General features: G+C 63.6%; 18 protein-coding genes and 2 pseudogenes. 9 read left to right on the top strand and 11 right to left on the bottom strand.

Annotation, left to right across the window (positions count from 1 at the left end; translation table 11 throughout):
• From X803_RS20145 to X803_RS22855, 4 genes and pseudogenes are all read right to left on the bottom strand, one after another.
• A pseudogene (locus X803_RS20145) lies at positions 1–369 on the bottom strand (D-galactonate dehydratase); the annotation flags it as partial.
• Positions 359–883: a gluconokinase gene (locus X803_RS0113775; protein ID WP_026545574.1), complete on the bottom strand. Its 525-nt coding sequence runs from the start codon at positions 881–883 to the stop codon at positions 359–361. The gene X803_RS0113775 and the pseudogene X803_RS20145, both read right to left, overlap by 11 nt.
• 3 nt (positions 884–886) lie before the next feature.
• Positions 887–1,786 (bottom strand): carbohydrate ABC transporter permease, encoded by a 900-nt coding sequence (locus tag X803_RS0113770; protein ID WP_026545573.1) that lies wholly within the window; start codon positions 1,784–1,786, stop codon positions 887–889.
• Positions 1,783–4,074 (bottom strand): extracellular solute-binding protein, encoded by a 2,292-nt coding sequence (locus X803_RS22855; protein WP_253907478.1) that lies wholly within the window; start codon positions 4,072–4,074, stop codon positions 1,783–1,785. Before X803_RS22855 ends, X803_RS0113770 begins: the two co-directional genes overlap by 4 nt.
• A 151-nt stretch (positions 4,075–4,225) precedes the next feature.
• On the opposite strand from X803_RS22855, the gene X803_RS0113755 reads away from it, so the two are divergent.
• Positions 4,226–4,966: a FadR/GntR family transcriptional regulator gene (locus X803_RS0113755; protein WP_026545572.1), complete on the top strand. Its 741-nt coding sequence runs from the start codon at positions 4,226–4,228 to the stop codon at positions 4,964–4,966.
• A gap of 25 nt (positions 4,967–4,991) precedes the next feature.
• On the opposite strand, the gene X803_RS0113750 is transcribed toward X803_RS0113755, so the two are convergent.
• On the bottom strand, positions 4,992–6,248 hold the full coding sequence (locus X803_RS0113750) for an MFS transporter (RefSeq protein ID WP_026545571.1): 1,257 nt from the start codon (positions 6,246–6,248) through the stop codon (positions 4,992–4,994).
• Between the two features lie 88 nt (positions 6,249–6,336).
• Here X803_RS0113750 and X803_RS0113745 point away from each other — a divergent pair, with 88 nt between their 5' ends.
• From X803_RS0113745 to X803_RS0113735, 3 genes are read left to right on the top strand one after another with little or no spacing between them, the layout of a single operon-like run.
• A complete protein-coding gene (locus X803_RS0113745) occupies positions 6,337–6,792 on the top strand; it encodes a hypothetical protein (RefSeq protein WP_156930080.1) in 456 nt (151 codons plus the stop codon).
• A 17-nt stretch (positions 6,793–6,809) separates the two neighbouring features.
• Positions 6,810–7,070, top strand: a complete 261-nt coding sequence (locus tag X803_RS0113740) for a DUF3072 domain-containing protein (protein WP_026545569.1) — start codon at positions 6,810–6,812, stop codon at positions 7,068–7,070.
• A gap of 34 nt (positions 7,071–7,104) precedes the next feature.
• Positions 7,105–7,659 (top strand): hypothetical protein, encoded by a 555-nt coding sequence (locus X803_RS0113735; RefSeq protein ID WP_026545568.1) that lies wholly within the window; start codon positions 7,105–7,107, stop codon positions 7,657–7,659.
• A 12-nt stretch (positions 7,660–7,671) separates the two neighbouring features.
• Here the strand turns inward: X803_RS0113735 and X803_RS0113730 are convergent, their stop codons facing one another.
• From X803_RS0113730 to X803_RS0113715, 4 genes and pseudogenes are all read right to left on the bottom strand, one after another.
• A complete protein-coding gene (locus X803_RS0113730) occupies positions 7,672–8,667 on the bottom strand; it encodes a threonine ammonia-lyase (protein WP_026545567.1) in 996 nt (331 codons plus the stop codon).
• Positions 8,668–8,734: 67 nt separating this feature from the next.
• Positions 8,735–9,697 (bottom strand): AEC family transporter, encoded by a 963-nt coding sequence (locus X803_RS0113725; protein ID WP_051470767.1) that lies wholly within the window; start codon positions 9,695–9,697, stop codon positions 8,735–8,737.
• A 48-nt stretch (positions 9,698–9,745) separates the two neighbouring features.
• Positions 9,746–10,208, bottom strand: a pseudogene (locus X803_RS20135) (hypothetical protein).
• A 141-nt stretch (positions 10,209–10,349) separates the two neighbouring features.
• Positions 10,350–11,870, bottom strand: coding sequence for a GntP family permease (locus tag X803_RS0113715; protein WP_026545565.1), 1,521 nt, complete (start codon positions 11,868–11,870; stop codon positions 10,350–10,352).
• A 200-nt stretch (positions 11,871–12,070) separates the two neighbouring features.
• Between X803_RS0113715 and X803_RS0113710 the strand changes: the two genes are divergently transcribed.
• Together X803_RS0113710 and X803_RS0113705 are read left to right on the top strand one after the other, a co-directional pair.
• Positions 12,071–12,793: a FadR/GntR family transcriptional regulator gene (locus tag X803_RS0113710; protein WP_026545564.1), complete on the top strand. Its 723-nt coding sequence runs from the start codon at positions 12,071–12,073 to the stop codon at positions 12,791–12,793.
• Positions 12,790–13,566, top strand: a complete 777-nt coding sequence (locus X803_RS0113705) for an SDR family NAD(P)-dependent oxidoreductase (RefSeq protein ID WP_026545563.1) — start codon at positions 12,790–12,792, stop codon at positions 13,564–13,566. The genes X803_RS0113710 and X803_RS0113705 overlap by 4 nt, the downstream gene beginning before the upstream one ends.
• A gap of 111 nt (positions 13,567–13,677) precedes the next feature.
• On the opposite strand, the gene X803_RS20130 is transcribed toward X803_RS0113705, so the two are convergent.
• The gene (locus tag X803_RS20130) at positions 13,678–15,171 is read right to left on the bottom strand and encodes an HNH endonuclease signature motif containing protein (protein WP_051470766.1); all 1,494 of its coding nucleotides are present in this window, start codon (positions 15,169–15,171) and stop codon (positions 13,678–13,680) included.
• A 180-nt stretch (positions 15,172–15,351) separates the two neighbouring features.
• Entirely contained in the window at positions 15,352–15,831 is a 480-nt protein-coding gene (locus tag X803_RS0113695; RefSeq protein ID WP_026545562.1) for a MarR family winged helix-turn-helix transcriptional regulator, read from the bottom strand.
• Between the two features lie 90 nt (positions 15,832–15,921).
• Here X803_RS0113695 and X803_RS0113690 point away from each other — a divergent pair, with 90 nt between their 5' ends.
• The 3 genes from X803_RS0113690 to X803_RS21615 all read left to right on the top strand — a co-directional run.
• Entirely contained in the window at positions 15,922–16,497 is a 576-nt protein-coding gene (locus X803_RS0113690; protein WP_026545561.1) for an NADPH-dependent F420 reductase, read from the top strand.
• Positions 16,498–16,576: 79 nt separating this feature from the next.
• Positions 16,577–17,011 carry a DoxX family protein gene (locus X803_RS0113685; protein ID WP_026545560.1) on the top strand — a complete coding sequence of 145 codons (435 nt, stop codon included), beginning with the start codon at positions 16,577–16,579 and terminating at the stop codon, positions 17,009–17,011.
• 160 nt (positions 17,012–17,171) lie between these two features.
• Positions 17,172–17,313, top strand: a 142-nt coding sequence (locus tag X803_RS21615) for a LamB/YcsF family protein (protein ID WP_173400919.1), incomplete at its 3' end; no start/stop codon positions are given.

The raw sequence follows: 17,313 nt of genomic DNA, 5'->3' as shown, positions 1-17,313 counted from the left end.
GTCGCCGCCGATCCAGCCGTACATCCGGATCCGGTCACGGACATGCCCGCCCAGCAACTGGTGTACCGGAACTCCAAGCGATTTCCCATGGATGTCCCACAACGCCTGGTCGAGCCCTGCTACCGCGCTGGCGAGAATCGCCCCGCCCCGGTAGAACGAACCCTTGGTCATGACCTGCCAGTGATCCTCGATGCGCAGCGGATCCTGCCCGATGAGCAGCTCAGACAACTGCTCGACGGCGGTGCGCACAGTCTCGGAGCGGCCTTCGACTACGGGTTCACCCCAGCCGACAATCCCGCTGTCGGTCTCCACCCGAACAAAGAGCCAACGGGGCGGGACGAGGAAGGTTTCTATTCGGCTAATGCGCATGGACGCTGCTTTCGGTGAGGTGTGCACAGACGCGGTCAACGATTACGTCCGGCGGGAGAGCGATGTCCACGGTGAGCCCGAGTTCGTCGTCCCCCGGCAATTCCAGGGTGTTGTATTGCGAGGCGAGGAGCGTCGGCGGCATGTATTCGTGCTCCCGCGCGGAGATTCGCGCCGCGACCAGCTCCCTCGATCCGTACGGATGGAGGACAAAGAGTTCCGGCGCATGTCCGCGCAGCAGGTCCCGGTAGGAGCGTTTGAGTGCGGAACAGGCGACGACGACGCCGGTGTCCGCGCCCCGCACCAGTTGTGTCCCTACCGAGTGGAGCCAGGGCAGCCGGTCCTCATCCGTCAACGGTGTTCCAGCAGCCATGAGCTGCTTGTTCTCCTCGGGGTGGAGGTCGTCCCCGTCCACGAATTCCACGCCGAGGCGCGCCGCGAGCAAGGCACCGAGGGTGCTTTTCCCAGAGCCCTGCACCCCCATGATGACAATCGGTGGGGTTGATGGTTTCGCCATGGCCTAGCCCTTGGTCGCGCCGGCCGTGAGGCCGGAGACGATGTACTTCTGCGTGAACAGGGCAATGACCATGATCGGGATGGTGACCACCACCGAGGCCGCCATCAGGCCTCCCCAGTCGATGCTGGCGTACGCCACAAAGTTGAAGATGGCGACAGGCAGGGTCTTGGTATCCGCACCGGAAAGCACCAGGGCAAACATGAAGTTGTTCCAGGAGAAGATGAACGCCAGGATGCTTGCGGTGGCGATGCCCGCCATCGAGAGCGGCAGCGTGACCTTCAGGAAGGCACCGATGTGGGTCAGCCCGTCAACCCGCGCCGCTTCTTCCAGTTCCAGCGGCATGGAGTCGTAATAGGACATCAGGATGTACACGATCAGCGGCAGGGCAACGAACATGTGGGACAGGATGAGAACCGTGTATCCGCCGACCATGGACAGGTTGGAGAACACGTAGTACCACGGGACCAGCAGACTGACGCCGGGGATGATGCGTGCCATGAGGACCACAAGGGCAGAGCGGCGCATCGCGAAGCGGCTCATGGAGTAGGCCGCCGGAACACCGATGATCAGTGAGAGTGCTGTGGAGGCGAAGGCTACCCAGAAGCTGTTGAAGACAAAGGACAGGTAGTTGTTCCGGCCGAGGACTGTCTCGTAGTTCGCGGTGGTAGGTTCGAAGATCAGCGTCTTGCTGGCGTCGTAGATGTCCACGTTGGTCTTCAGCGATGCGAGGAACATCCAGGCCAGCGGGGCGAGAAACGACAGGACGATCACAATCAGGGCGACGACACGGAAGGCCTTATAGGCCCTGGTGGCAAGCGGCTTCCGGCGGCGCCGCTGTGCGGGCGGGCGGGCGGCCGTTTCGGCGCCGGGCCGGAGCATTTTCGGGGTGACAACGCTGCTCATTTCTGGACGTCCTTCCGGCGGCGGGTCAGGACCCACATCGCGGCGATGATGATGAGGAAGAAGATAATCAGCACGGTCGACGACAACCCGTAATCGTTGTAGTCGAAGCTCAGTCCGTAGGCGTAGACGTTGAGCGTCTCAACTTCGTTGAAGGAGCCGCCGCCTCGTCCCTTGGTGGCGTAGAGCAGGTCGAAGGTCTTCAGGGCGTCGATGCTGCGCAGGAGGATGGCCACAATGATGGTGGGCATCATCAGCGGAACGGTGATGAATTTGAAGCGCTGCCAGGCGTTGGCGCCGTCGATGCGTGCGGCTTCATCCGGTTCCTCGGAAAGCGAGGTGAGCCCGGCGAGCAGGATGATGACAACCATGGGCGTCCACTGCCAGATATCGATGAAGATGACCGTGGCCAGTGCCGTGTCCTGCCCTGAGAGCCAGGGCTGTGCCGGGATGCCGAACCAGGCGAGTGCCTGGTTCGCGAAGCCGATATTCGGGTCGAAGATAAGCCGCCACATCATGCCGACGGCAACGGGGGTAGCTACGAGCGGGAGGAGGATGGCCACCCGGACCCATTTCTCACCCTTGAACGGGCGCCACAGCAGGAGGGCGATACACATACCGAGCACCATCTGAACCAGGAGCGCTGCACCGGTGAAGATGAACGTGCGGGCTACGGCCGGCCAGAAGCGGTCGGTGTCGGTGAGAACCTCTGCGTAGTTCGCGAAGCCGATGAACTCGGATTCTGCGCGGACTGAACCGGAAGCGTCGGTGAGGCTGAGGTACAGGGTCCAGGCGAGAGGGAAAATGATGAGGATGGCAACAAAGGCCATGGCCGGTGCTGCGAAAAGCCACTTCCGGTGGTTGTTAGCCCAGTCGGAATAGGCCTTCCATGCGGATTTCTGCGGCAGGGAGGCGACGGTCATTGTCCACGTCCTTGGGGATGGTAAGGGAAGTCTTTCAATCGGGAGCCGGCCCGGGAGATTCCGGCGAGTACCGCCGTCGAGGAACTTCTGGAAGGCCTCGTCTGCCTTGTCAGCTGCGTCCTCAACGTCGCCGCCGGTGATTCCGACGACGATGGGCTCGCCCACTACTTCACGGGCTTCTCCGACGTTGATGACCAGCGGGCGGTCGTGGCCGACACCGTTTTCAGCGCTGATCTCGATGGCCGCTGCGAGGTCCTCGGGGTAGGTTGCCGTTCCTTCAGGGTTGGCCCAGACCGACTGGCGGGGTCCGGGAACGCCTTCCTGCTGGATCTTGAGAACCATTTCCTGGCTGGTGGCCCACTCAACGAACTTCCAGGCGTTGTCCTGGTTCTTCGATGCCTCGTTGATCCCGAGACCCCATGACGGAACGTTGTAGGGCTTGGAGCCGGCCGGTCCTGCGGGCATCGGCGCGAAGCCTACGTTCTCCGCCACCTGGGAGTTCGCCGGGTCCGTGGCGTTCTGGTAGAGGCTGTCAGCTTCGGTGTAGAACGCGGCGCCACCCTGGGTGAAGATTGCCATGGCCTCGGGCCAGCTCATGTCAGTGCTGACATTCTCCGGTCCATACTGGTTGATCATGCGCCCGTAGTAGGCGTAGGCCTCTTTGGCTTCGGGGCTGGCGACGGCGGAGTTGCCCTCGTCATCGATGAAGTCGCCGCCGAAGCCGTACAGGAAGCTGGAGAACTGGGTGACGGCCGGGGACTTGCCGGTGCGGGCCACGAAGCCTGCGACGTCGGGGTTCTCTTCGTTGATTTTCTTGGCGGCGGCTTCGAGTTCCTCGAGGGTTTCAGGAACTTCCAACCCTGCCTGCTCCAGGAGATCGGTGCGGTAGTAGAGGACCTCACGCTCAGTGATGGTGGGAATTCCGACGACCTTGTCCTCATAGGTGGTGGAATCCACGGGACCCTGCTGGAAGTCGCTCCAGTCCCATTCGCTGTTGGCTTCAACGCGCTCGGTCAGGTCAGCCAGGTAGCCGTTCTGTGCGAACAGCTTTCCTTCCTGGAGCGGGCGGTACATCATGACGTCGATCTCGTCCGTGCCCGCGTTGAGCTGCACGTTGTACTGGGCTGACAGCTGGTCTTCACCGAGCTGGGTCACCTCAACCGTGAGACCCGTTTCCTCTTCGAATTCCGGGATGGCGGCGATGATCTGCTCGGTCCAGACGTGGTTGGCGAGGGTGACCCGCAGGGTGTCCGAACCTGCTTCCTCCCCACCTTCACCGCCGCTGCCGCCGCACGCGGCCAGTGACCCGCCGGCGAACATTGCGATTGCTGCCGTGATGCCGGCTTTCCGCAGGATTGTGCGTTGCACTGTGTCTCCACTTCTCTTCATTGAGGGCCGACCGCTGGATGCGGGGCTGGAGTAGATGTATTACATCTGCTATATCGAGTGAGTGTAGTCACAAAGATCATACTTATGCAACGCACAGTCGCGATTGGGATGCTGTTGGTACGCTTCCTCCATGTCAGCCGCCGATTCCCAACCCTCCGACGTCGCCTTTTCCGGCCTTCACGCATCGGTGGTGGACCAGATGGGGCTCGCCATCGGTGCGGGTGAGTGGCAGAGCGGCAGCATCATGCGCATCGAGGAGCTTGAGGAACGTTATGGGGTTTCACGATCAGTAATTCGCGAGGTGCTCCGCGTTCTTGCATCAATGGGGATGGTGCAGTCCCGCCGAAGGGTGGGTGTGCAGGTTCTTCCCGCAACCGAATGGAACCTCTACGATCCGCAGGTCATCCGTTGGCGCCTTGCTTCGCCGGGGCGGGTGGCACAGTTGCGCTCGCTCACTGAGCTGCGCACCGCCGTCGAGCCCCAGGCCGCTCGCCTTGCCGCCATGCGTGCTCCGCTGGCCGACGCCAGCGAGCTGATGGGGCTGGCTGGAAAACTGTGGGCCGCCGGGCGGGATGGCGACACGGAACTTTTCCTGAAACTCGACATCCAGTTCCACCATTTGGTGCTGTCGAGCTCCGGGAACGAGATGTTCGGCAAGCTGAACTCACTGGTTGCAGAGGTTCTGACCGGCCGCACGCATTACGGCATGATGCCCGATCATCCCCATGAAGAAGCGCTCCAGATGCATGTGGATGTGGCGAGCGCGATTCAGCGCGGCAACGCCGTTGACGCGCACGCCGCAATGCTCGCCATCATGGAGCGGGCCATGACCGAGATGAGCACACTCTGGGATGAAACGGCGCACAAGTAGGACCTGCGCTGCTCCCTTGATCCTCTTACACGGAGAGCGGACGGGCGGTGCGCATTGTCGTCGCGCCCGCCACGATGAGCAGCACCAGCAAGCCGGCCGCCCAGGCCAGCCCCGAGTAGCCCACCATGGCCAGCACCACACCCGAGGCTGCGCCGCCGAACGCGCCGGCGAGGTTCATGGAGAGGTCGGTGCGGCCCTGGATCCGGGCACGTGCTGCGCCGGTGACGAGGTCAGCCACCAGTGCCGAACCCGACACCGTTGACGCGCTCCAGCCCAGGCCGAGGAAAATCAGGCCGATAGTGACCAGCACCGGGCTTTCCGCCCCAAACGCAACGAAGGCCAGTGAGACGACGAACAACGCCTGGCCGATCAGGATGGTGCCAACCCGTCCAACCCGGTCGCTCAACCAGCCGAACACCGGCGACAGTGCATACATGCCGGCGATATGCAGACTGATGGTGAGGCCGACGATGGTCAGCGTCACGCCGTGGTTGACCAGGTGCACGGGAGTCATGGACATCACCGACACCATGACGGCGTGGCTGACCGCAATGGATCCGATCGCGAAGATGAGCGCTCCCCTGCCCCTCACCATTCCGGGCGCGTCATCCCTGGGGTCCGACGGTAGGGTGCGGCTGAGAAGATACGGATCGGGCCGCAGCGCCACGAGATACACCGCCGCAGCCGCAACCTGTGCGGCAGCGGCAATCAGGAAGGGCCCGGTCAGGTCCGGCATGCCGAGCGTATCGGCCACCACTTCACCCGGGCCGATCAGGTTGGGTCCCAGGACCGCTCCGACGGTGGTGAACCAGACCACCAGCGACAGGTCGCGGCCTCGACGCTGCGAGCTTGCAACGTCTGTTGCTGCAAAGCGGGACTGCAGATTGACGGCGACGCCCACGCCGAGCAGCGCGAACCCCAGGAGCAGGAGCGGGAAGGATTCGAGCGCTGCCGCCCCCACCACGGTGAGCGATCCCGACGCCGCGATCAGTGCACCAGTGGTCAGTGCAGTGCGGCGTCCAAGCCGCTGGGCCAACCGTGCCAGCGGAATGGCGCTGGCTGCGGCGCCCAGCGTGCTCAGGGTGGCCGCGGTACCGGAGAGGGCTTCGGAACCGGAGATCACGGCGGCCATCACAGCACCGATGGAAAGGACTGATCCCATGCCGATCCCACCGAGGATCTGGGCTGCAATGAGGACCCGGACGGTGTGGCGCTGGATGGCTGGGAGGTCAGGCGCCGTCGTCGTACTGCTGCCTGCCGGTGTCCAGCTGTTGGTGGGCATGCATTCAGGGTAGGCGGGTGCGGGGTATCGGCATAGGGCGGAGCCGAAATCACCCCAACCGCCGCTCGTGCTGTATATGGTAAGCAGTATGACTATCTCAGGATCGGACGGGCCGGACAGCAACCATCAACGGCCCGGATCGGCTTCGGACAAGACGGTGGAGGCGCTCGGGAAGCTCTCGGAAGCGCTCGAAGTGGTGGAGCATGCCCGCGGCCTGCTGTATGGATTCCATCGGTTGACCGGTAAGGGGGATCTTGCCCTCGGTGAGGCCGTGGACCTGCTGCGCGAAGCCGGGCATGACAGCCTCGCTGATGAGCTGGAGCAGAACATTGTGGGCCGGAATGTCATTGAGGGGCGGTGGACATTCCAGATTGTCGAGGACTATGACGACCACTACTACTCGGAGTTCAAGGCACTGGAAAAGCGTGCGCGCGATGAACTCGTGGAGGGCAAGCGGCACCTGTTCGAAGCCGAGATGAAGGAAGACCGCCGGACGCACGGCCGCGCCCACCATGAAGCGCTGCCGCCGGAAGCACAGCCGTAAATTACTACCGAAGGAGCATGGATATGTCTGAAGAGACACTGGGAAGCCCGACGCCGGAACCACAGGGCGGTTTTGCGCGTGACCCTGAAGATTGGGTCACCGGTGATGAACCCATGACCGAGGCCCAGCGCAGCTATCTGGATACGCTGGCGCGGGAAGCCGGTGAGGAGATCCCTGCCGATATCACCAAGGCCGAGGCATCCGAGCACATCGACCGCTTGCAGAAGTCCAGTGGACGGGTGTCCGGCGGCTCAGATGAGTTGCAGACCGGCGGGTAACTCAAACGTCGGCGGGGCGTGACAGTATTCGGGAATGGCAATCGACCCCAAAATTGCGTCCATAGAACGGGCCACCAGCCGTTCATGGGATGAGTGGCTCAGCCTTCTGGACTCACTCGGCGGCCGGGACCTGAACCACAAGGACATTGCGCTGAAGGTTCACGAGGAACTTGACGGCACCATGGACTCGGCCGGCTGGTGGGCGCAGTCCGTCGCGGTTGCCTACGAGCACCACATTGGGCGGCGGGTTCCCGGTCAGCGTTCTGACGGCACGTTCCAGCTGAGCGTGAGCAGGTCGACGGCGCTCGGTCTGGAGGAGCTCATGACGCGGTGGTCGGAGTTTGCTGCCGGCGACCCGACTGTACAGTCGCTGCTCGCAGAGCACCCGAAGACCGGTGGATCCGACCGGCGTCTGACGTGGCGATCGCATGCCCGGGACGGCTCATCTGTTCTTGTCACCAGCGAGCCGAAAAAGAACGGGACCGCGTCGATCGTGGCAACGCAGGCAGGCCTGCCCTCACAGGAAGTGAACGACGCCGCGCGGGAGCAGTGGGTGGGGCTGCTCACCGCTTTCCTCGAACGGCTCTGAACTCTAACGGCTCTAGAACTGCCGCTGCAGCACTTTCGCGAGCAGGGCAGGGTCCACTGATCCGCCGGAGACGACGGCGGCTACCGTGTCGCCGTCGTGATGGCCGGGAATGAGGCCGTGCATCCAGGCAGCCGTGGCAACGGCGCCGGACGGCTCGACCACCAGTCTGCCTTCGAGCGTGAGGTGGCGCATGGCGGAGAGGATCTGCTCCTCGGTGACGGTGATGATGTCGTCGACGTAGCGCTTTACATGCTCCCATGGGTGCACGCCGAGGGCAGGGGTGCGCAGGCCGTCGGCCACCGTGCGGTAGGTCAGTTCCTGTTCCCAGGTGATGCGGCGGCCTTCGCGGAAGCTTTGGGCGGCGTCCGCGGCGAGTTCCGGTTCCACTCCGATCACGCGGGTTTCAGGCTTCATCCCCTTGACCGCGGTGGCGATTCCGGAGATGAGGCCACCGCCGGAAATCGGCACCAGGACGGTGTCCACCTCGGGGAGTTGCTGCACTATTTCGAGGCCCACGGTTCCCTGTCCGGCGATGATCCGCGGGTCGTCGTAGGGCGGAACGTGGACGTAGCCGTGTTCAGCAACGAGCTCGTGGGCGCGGATGTCGCGGAGGGCTGAGGGAACAATTTGGACCTCTGCTCCGAGTGCACGTACGGCGGCGATTTTCGGGAGGGGTGCGGCGTCGGGCATGACGATGACCGCCCGCAGGTTCAGCCGGTGTGCCAGCCAGGCGACCGCGCGGGCGTGGTTGCCTGAGGACTGGGCGACGATGCCGTGTTCACGGGCCTGATCCAGCACCTGGGCAATGGTGTTGTAGGCGCCGCGGAGCTTGAAGGCGCTGGTGGGCTGGAGGGATTCGGCCTTGCAGTGCAGGATCTCGTCCGGGCGCTCGGGGTGCGGAAGCTGGATGAGCGGGGTCCGCAGGACCAGGGCGCTGATGCGTTCGGCGGCGGCTTCGATGTCGCTGAGGGTGACGAGGGTATCTGCGGCGGCTTCGCGGGTTTCCATGCATCGATCCTAGCGAGCAATATGGGCTCCGCGCTGAGGTGAGCGCTGCGCCTGGTTGAGTCGGTGCTTACATCAGTACCGTGAGGGCGACCAGGATCCACGTCGGCAGTACTACGCCCGAGAGCACGGTCTGTGCGGCGGTGATCTGGGCCATGAGGGAGGCATCGCCGCCGAGGCGTCGGGCAAAGACGTAGGAACTTGTCGCCGTGGGCAGTGACTGGAAGACCACGCACACCACGGCGGCCGGGCCGGTGAATCCCAGCAGGAGGCACAGGCCAAGCGTCGCAGCCGGAACCGGGATGAACCGGAGCACCAGTGCTGCTGCGACCGGGCGTAGCGACTGCCGTGAAACGAGCCGTCCGCGCAGTCCGGCCCCGACGCAGAAGAGACCGATGGGCAGTGCCGCTCCCCCGAGCAGTCCGAGGACGGCGACCAAAAGCTGCAGGACGGCGTCCGGTGCCGGCGTATCGAGAAAGCTTTGTACTCCCGGTACGGAGCCGATGAGGTTTGCGGCCAGTCCGACGGCGCACGCCAGGATCAGCGGATTGAGGAACACGGCGAGCACCACCGCGGAACCGCGCAGTTTGTGGTGTCCGTAGTGGGCGAGCGCGAGAGTGGAGGCGAGGTTGCCGAACGGGATCAGGACGGCGTTGGCGAGTGCGGCGATGGCGATGCCGTCGGATCCGAAGAGGGCTGCCGCCGTCGTTACTCCGATGTAGGTGTTGAAGCGGACGGTGCCCTGGAAGACGGAGGTGAATGCCGGGCCGTTCTGGCCTGCGGCGGGGCGTCGGGTGGCGTAGGCGAGCAGTGCTGCGAACGATGCTGAGGCGGCCAGCACCAGGACCATCGGTCCGGGCTCGATGGAGGCGAAGTCGGCGTCGGCGAGTCCGGTGACGAGCAGGCAGGGCAGGAGCACAAAGTAGACCAGCTTTTCGAGTCCGGACCAGAACTCCGGGCTGGGGATGAACCGGTGCCGGAAGATCGAACCCATTCCGATCAGAATGACCGCACCGACAAGCGCAATGACCACGTCTATGTCGATAGCGCCACGTCCGATCGTGGTCGTGGCGGGATGCCGTTAGCGGCGTAGGTGCTCACCTGAGGAGCGTAGCAATCGGCGGTGGTGCCATGCGCCGGTGGACCACAGCGCCCACAGCACCAGGACCGGCTGGAAGAAGAGCCGGATAAGCCGGGCGCGGTCGGTGTCGAGTCCAAAGGCGTCGACACCTTCGAGATACTGGGCGATGTTGCCGGGAAAGACGGCGACAAAGAACGCTGCCGTTATCCATCCCACCAGGACCCGCTTTCGCATTGAGCGGAGGAGTATCAGTGCAGCGCCCAGAACCAGTTCGACGACGCCGGACACCAATACGACGACGTCGGTATTGAGCGGTAGCCAGGCCGGCACCTGAGCGGCGAATTCGGAGCGGGCGAAGGTCAGGTGGGCGGGTGCCGGCTGCCAGCAGGAAGAGGCCCAGAAGGATGCGGGCGGCAGTTCTCGCGATGGATGTTTGAGGTGTTGAGGTTGGGGTGGCCGCCATTTGTCATAGCCTAATCGCCTCGGGTCTCGTTCACTCCCGCTATCTTCGTTCGTCCGCTTCAATCTGTGCTGCCTAAACAGAACCGCTCCCGGGAGACATCTCCCGGGAGCGGTTCTGACAGCGGATTAGCTCACCCGCGTATTAGCCGAGGATGGCGTTCGCGATGAACAGCAGCGGGATGGAACCGGCCCAGACCGCCGTCGTAATACCGGACCAGCCCTTCAGCGCCGCGGTTCCGTCCAGTCCGGCAAAGCGCGTGACAACCCAGAAGTAGGAGTCATTGAAGTAGCTGAAGACCATCGAGCCGGCGGTGCAGGCAAGCGCTGCCACAATCGGATCGATACCCAGCGAGGTGACCAGCGGCGCCGTGACTGACGCTGCCGTGATCATTGCAACCGTGCCGGAACCCTGGGCGATGCGAACGAGCGTTGCAATCAGGAAGGGAACCAGGAACGCAGGCAGCGGCGTCGCAGCAATGGCTTCGGCGAGGGCGTCGCCCACACCGGAGCTGCGAAGCACCTGACCGAGCGCGCCGCCGGCACCGGTGATGAGCAGGATGAGACCTGCGGACGCGGCAGCTTCCGCGAACCAGCCCTGCACCTTGGAGCGCGGGGTCCAGCGCGGCAGCAGAACGTAGACCGCGAGCAGGACACCGATGACCAGCGCAACCACCGGGTTACCGATGAATGCGAGCGGCACTGCCCAGGCAGAAGGCTCGTACTCGCCGGTGCCGATGACGCCCTGGTTGTTCTGGTCGATCGCGGCACTCACCGTGTTGAGGATGATGAGCAGCAGCGGAACGAGCAGCGGAAGGGAAGCGACAAACGCGCTAACCCGGTGCGGCTTGGCACCGGCCGGAGGCGTGCCGAGGTCGGTGTTATCGACATCCACGGAGGAGACGTGCATGCTCTCGGAATCTCCAAGGGTGGGCGCGCCGTCGTCGTGAGTACCGGCGTCGTCGTGATCCGCAACTGCCGTGGCAGTGCGTCCGCCCGACCGGGCTGCTGCAGTGCCATAGACCATCTCGCGGACGCTCTGCGACATGTCGGGTTCAATCTTGGGCCCAATCCACCGGGCATAGATGACCACGATGGGAAGCAGAATGACTGTAAAGACAAGGCCTGCCAGGATCAGGGCACCGAGGTCAGCGCCAAGGATGCCGGCGACAGCGAGCGGTCCGGGTGTGGGCGGCACCAGGTGGTGCGTCAGGGTCATGCCGCAGCCAAGCGCCAGTGCGAGGGTGATGTAGCCCGCGCGCTTCACCCGTGCAATGGAACGTGCAAGCGGGTTCATGATGACGTAGCCGGAGTCGCAGAACACCGGGATGGAAACCAGTGCGCCAACGCTTCCGAGCGCCCAGGGCTCACGCCCCTTGCCGAAAAGCTTCAGGAATGCCAGGGCCAGGGAGTTTGCGGCGCCGGAGACTTCCAGGATTTTTCCGATGCCGACTCCAAGCCCGATGACAATGCCGATTGAAGCCAGCGTGTTGCCAAAGCCGGTGGTGATGGCGGAAACAATGTCGAGCGGAGCCTGTCCCGCAACAATGCCCGTTACCAGGGCGGCAATGAGCAGTGCCACGAACGCGTCGAGACGCGTCCTCAGCACCAGGATGATGATGGTCGCGATTCCAAGAACCAGCGCCAAAAGTAGTTGTAGATCCACGTAGTGTGCTCCTCGTCAGCTAAGCAAGCCTCGTTGCCGTCTTAGATCAGCACGATGCCCGCTGTGCGTTGACAAGCAGTGTGCTGAATGACACACTAGCACTACACATATGACATCTGACAAGTAAATGTTGAAGGAAAGTACAGTGCACATGCGAGAAGCAACGTTGCTTGCCCGCTGGCCTGTGAGGGGGTGCCCCGGTGGCACGTACATCACTGGCTGAGTCGGTCTTTGAGGAGATCCTCGATCGGATCATCAGCGGCACCTATCCGCCGGGAGCGTCGCTGCCCTCGGAGGCTGAACTGGCTGCCGACTCCGATGTCAGCCGGCTGACCGTCCGGGAAGCGCTCAAAAAGCTGCAGGCGCAGAACATTGTCCAGGTGAAGCGCGGGCTCGGAACCTATGTGAAACCGACAGCCCAGTGGACGGACCTCCAGGCGATCATCCGGTCTGCCTCGGCAGCCACCACCTCCCCCGACGTCTCGCTCCGCCTGCTGGAGATCCGCCGCATGGTGGAGATCGGCGCGGCTGAGCTGGCCGCCCTGAACGCCACGGAAGATGACCTGCAGTTCATGGAGTCCACCAATGAGGCGTTGCGGCGCGCTCATGAGGCGGGCGATCTTGATGCCGTCACTACCGCTGACCTTGCTTTCCACGAAGCCGTTTTCCGGGCTTCGGCCAATCCCTTCATTCCGGTGATACTCGGCCCGCTCGAGCAGCTGCTGTACACGATGAGGCGCGAGACGTCGTCGTTCCTTGAAGTGCAGAAGCATGCCATGGCGCACCACGCTCTGGTGCTCGACGCGATCCGCACCCGCGATCCGGAGGTTGCCCGGAAAGCCATGCAGGCACACATCAACCAGACCTATGACGACTATGAACACTTCATCCATCAGAACGATCAACATCAGGAGCAAACGTGACAGAAACAGCTGCATTCCCCTCTGACCGCACGGCAGTACTCACCGGCGCAGCTTCGGCTCGCGGGATCGGTCGGGCCACGGCAGACCGGCTTGCCCGCGAGGGTTGGAACATTGCCATCCTCGATATCGACGGCGCTGCAGCAGAAGAGGCTGCAGCGGACATTGCGCAGCGGAACGGAGTCAAGGCCCTCGGAGTCGGCGCGGATGTCTCCGACGAAGCGTCGGTTGATGCCGCGATCAGCCGCGTTGAGGCTGAGCTGCCGCCGATCGTGGCGCTGGCCAACCTCGCAGGCATAAGCTCCCCCACGGAATTCATGAAGGAGACCAAGGAAGCCTGGGAACGTGTATTCGCGGTGAACATGACCGGCACCTTCCTCGTCACGCAGCGGGTACTTCACGGGATGATCGACCGGAAGCTGGGGCGTGTAGTGAGCATCTCGTCCATTTCGGCGCAGCGCGGCGGTGGAACCTACTCCAAGGTTGCGTACAGCGCGTCGAAGGCCGGGATCATCGGATTTACCCGTGCACTCGCACGCGAAATGGGCGAACACGGCATCACCGTGAACTGTATTGCTCCCGGCCCGGTGGATACCGACATCATGGGCGGAACCCTCACCGAGGAGCGGAAGCGCGATATGTCGAAGGACATTCTGGTTGGCCGGGTGGGTACCGTTGACGAGATGGCAGCGCTCATCAGCTTCCTCGTCGGGCCGGATGCCGGATTCATTACCGCCGCCACGTACGACATCAACGGCGGTCTGCAGGTTTCCTGAGTCCCGCGGTGGCCGGCTCCAGCTGCGAGCCGGCCACTTGTGTGAGCCGGCCACCTGTGTGAGCCGGCCACCTGTGTGAGCGCAGGCGCCGCACCTCTCAAGCCCCGCCTCTCAAAACGGTGGCGGCGCCTGTGCTCTTGCACTGTATGCTCCGGCACCGTACGGTTCCGGACGCGTGAGGTAGGTCCGCCCAGCGAATGACGTGGACACAATTGTCCCCTCGACCGGTTGTCGGTGTTTCCAGAAGCCCAATGTCTTGAACATGTGGTGACGCTTGCAGAATGCTCCGAGGTTACCTGCACAGGTTTCCCCTCCCTGCGACCACGGTTTTGTGTGGTCGATCTCGCACCGCACCGCCACGCGGTTGCAGCCTGGATGCCGGCACGTCTTGTCCCGTACCCTAACCCAGTCCTGCAGGTCTTTGGGCGGGGTGTACCTCGTCCTGCCCACCGACAGAACCGCTCCCGTTTCCGGATGGGTCAGAAGGCGGGTGAACGACGGCGCGTGCCCGGCCAGCCGCCTCGCTGTTTCCGCATCGATGGGGCCGTAGCCGTCCAGTTCAGCGGGTTCATCTCCGCCAAGCAAGGTCAGTACCGGCACCGTCACAAACACGCGCGCGGCAATTCCTCGATAGCCACTGGACTGTCCGGGTTCTGCTGACTGTCCGGATCCGCCTGGCTGTCCGGCCGACGAAGCGAAGCCTGACGACTGGGCACCGGACGGGAACGCCCTCGACGAGGACCCAGACGAAGACACGAACCACGCCGACGGTGAAGGCGCTGCGACCACACCGGCGGCTTTGACCGTCGGATCCGACGCACAGGTATGGGTCAGCAGATCGGAAAACACATCCGCGCGTAATTGGCTCAGTGTCCGCTGCTCATCCGGGCACTGCAGGGCTCTTGCTGTCAGGTCGATGCGGTGCTCAATCCCGTAGGCCTCCTCCGCCGGCAGGTAGGCGCTCAACCAGGCCATGCCGTCACGGTCGGGCTCCACCAGAACGGAACGGTCGCGAACCTTCCTTTCCCGCCGTTTCCCTACCGACTCCGGATGCAGTTCCTCACGCAGACGCCGCGCCCGGTGGCCCAACTTCGCAACCGTTGTTCCCCGAGCAACCTCCAGCAGCTGGTCCTCAAAGTCCGGGATCTCATCCTCGGGAACACCGCAACACTCCTGCGACACAGCCACAGCATGCCGCCGCGAAATCTTCCCCAGCTGAAGCGCTTCCACGGTGGAGGGGAAGAAATTCACCAGCAGCTTCGACTGGTCGACGAGCTTCCCTGCCGAACCATCCGGAATCCGTAGCACCGAACCGATTTCAGCCGCCGCAAGGCTCTCCCCATATTCCTGTGCAACAAGGCCGCCGTACCCATCCGCGGCAAGGGCACCCACTGTGAGTTCGGCGATGCGGGTCAGCAGTTTCGCCTCCTGTGCGTCAACCCATGCCCGGAGGGACGCGAGTTCCCCCAGACATTCCAGCGACGCCTCAAGATCCCGGTGGGTCACGGGATGGTGAGTCAGTTGCCCCACCAACGGGCCCATGACTGAGTCAGACGCCCACAGCGCCGTCTCCTCAGAGACCCAGGTTGAGTGCTTCCCCGCCATGAACCAATACCATCATCTGCCTACGACATTTTCGGCGGCACCAGAACCGGCGCCGACCGGCATCGGAACCGGCACCCAGAACCGGCGCCCGGAGTGAACTCAAAAAGCGAGGCAGGACCCACGGCCGCGTCCAGGGCCAGCCCCGAAGCAAGACGCAACGCGAAGAAAGAACCCGAACCCCTACTTCCCAAACGAAGCGAACATCCGGCCCTCGGGGTCAAGCGTCTTCAGGAGCTGCGTCGTAATGTCGGACAGCTGCGACACCTGCTCCGGCGTGAGCTGGTCGAACACCATCCCCCGCACAAACTCGACGTGACCCGGCGCCGCACCCACAAGCTTGGTCCAGCCCGCCTCGGTGAGCGTCACGTTTTTGGCCCTCCGGTCCTCGCTGCACTCGCTCCGCTCCACCAGCGCCTTCTTCTCCAGGCCCGTCAGCACCCGGGAAATCCGGGGAAGCGTTGCATTGGTCTGGGAGGCAAGCGCCGTGATCCGAAGGGTACGTCCCGGCACCTCGGACAGCGAGGCCAGCACAAAGTACTCGAAGTGCGTGAGGTCCTCGTCGCGGGTCAACTGCCCGTCGAGCGCCGCCGGCAGCAGCTCGAGCACAGCCGCCATCCGCTTCCATACATCCTGTTCTTCCCTGCTGAGCCATCGCGTCATAGCTTCATTCTACGTAACGCTTGCAACTACAACTAATCGGTGCTAACTTATTAGTTGTACCCGCAAGCAATTCCCACAAAGGAGCTCCACATGACTTCGTTCACCATCTTCGGCAAGGGCAACATGGGCAGCGCCATTGCAAGCGTTGTTGCAGCCGGCGGCTCGTCCGTCGAGCACATCGACTCTTCCAGCACCGGCGCCACCGTCAACGGCGACGTCGTCGTTCTGGCTGTCCCCTACCCCGCCCTCAAAGACATCACCGCACAGTACGGTGAGCAGCTCGCCGGCAAAATCGTCGTCGACATCACCAACCCGCTGAACTTCGAAACCTTCGATTCCCTCGTGGTCCCGTCCGACAGCTCCGCCGCCGCTGAACTGGCGTCCGCACTGCCGTCGTCGAAGGTTCTCAAGGCCTTCAACACCAACTTCGCCGCAACCCTCGGCTCCAAGACCGTCGGCCAGAACCAGACCACCGTGCTCATCGCCGGTGACGACGCCGACGCCAAGAACACCCTCGCCGACGCTGTCAAAGCAGGCGGCGTGGACGCGGTCGACGCCGGATCACTGGCCCGCGCACGCGAGCTCGAAGCCATCGGCTTCCTGCAGCTGACCCTCGCCGCCGGCGAGAAGATCCAGTGGACCAGCGGCTTCGCCCTCGTCCGCTAAGCATTCACAGGACACACACGTACGACGGCGGTGCCCGCCAACCAGAGGCACCGCCACCCAGACCCCGAAACGGATCCTTATGAAGAACGCCACCCTGACCACCACCGCCCGTACCGTTCTCCGCGTCGTCGTCGGCTTCCTTTTCGCCGCACACGGCTGGCAGAAGTACAACGAATGGACCATCGCCGGCACCACCGCCGCGTTCGGCGACATGGGAATCCCCATGGCCGACATTGCAGCACCCTTTATTGCAACGCTGGAGCTGGTCGGCGGTATCGCGCTGATCCTCGGCCTGCTGACCCGCCCGGTGGCAGTCCTGCTGACACTCGACATGCTGGGCGCCCTGGTCCTGGTGCACCTCTCGGCCGGCATCTTTGTCTCCAACAACGGCTATGAGCTTGTACTGCTGCTTGGTGCCGCTGCACTGGCCCTCGCGCTGGTCGGACCAGGCCGCGCCTCCGCCGACTACGCCCTGTTCGGCCGCCGCGACTCACGGGTGAGCGTGCTCGCGTAACGCAGGGAGTAACCGAAAGGGAGGGAGCCTCGACGAGGTTCCCTCCCTTTTTTGTGCGTGCGGCGGCGCTCCTTTTGCAACCCGACCACCAAACATTGTTGAACAATCCAGCGTCATGAGGCATGCTGAGTGGACCACATAAACGAGACGAGGATCACTTATGGCTTACATCGACCTCAACAGCGACGTCGGCGAGTCCTTCGGCAACTGGACCATGGGCGACGACGCCGCCATCTTCCGCTCCGTCTCGAGCGCCAACGTGGCGTGCGGCTTCCACGCCGGCGACCCCTCCACCATCGCCC

The sequence above is a fragment of the Arthrobacter sp. 35/47 genome, assembly GCF_000520475.1.
Taxonomy (GTDB): Bacteria; Actinomycetota; Actinomycetes; order Actinomycetales; family Micrococcaceae; genus Arthrobacter_D; species Arthrobacter_D subterraneus.
This window is presented reverse-complemented; position numbering and strand designations above follow the sequence as displayed.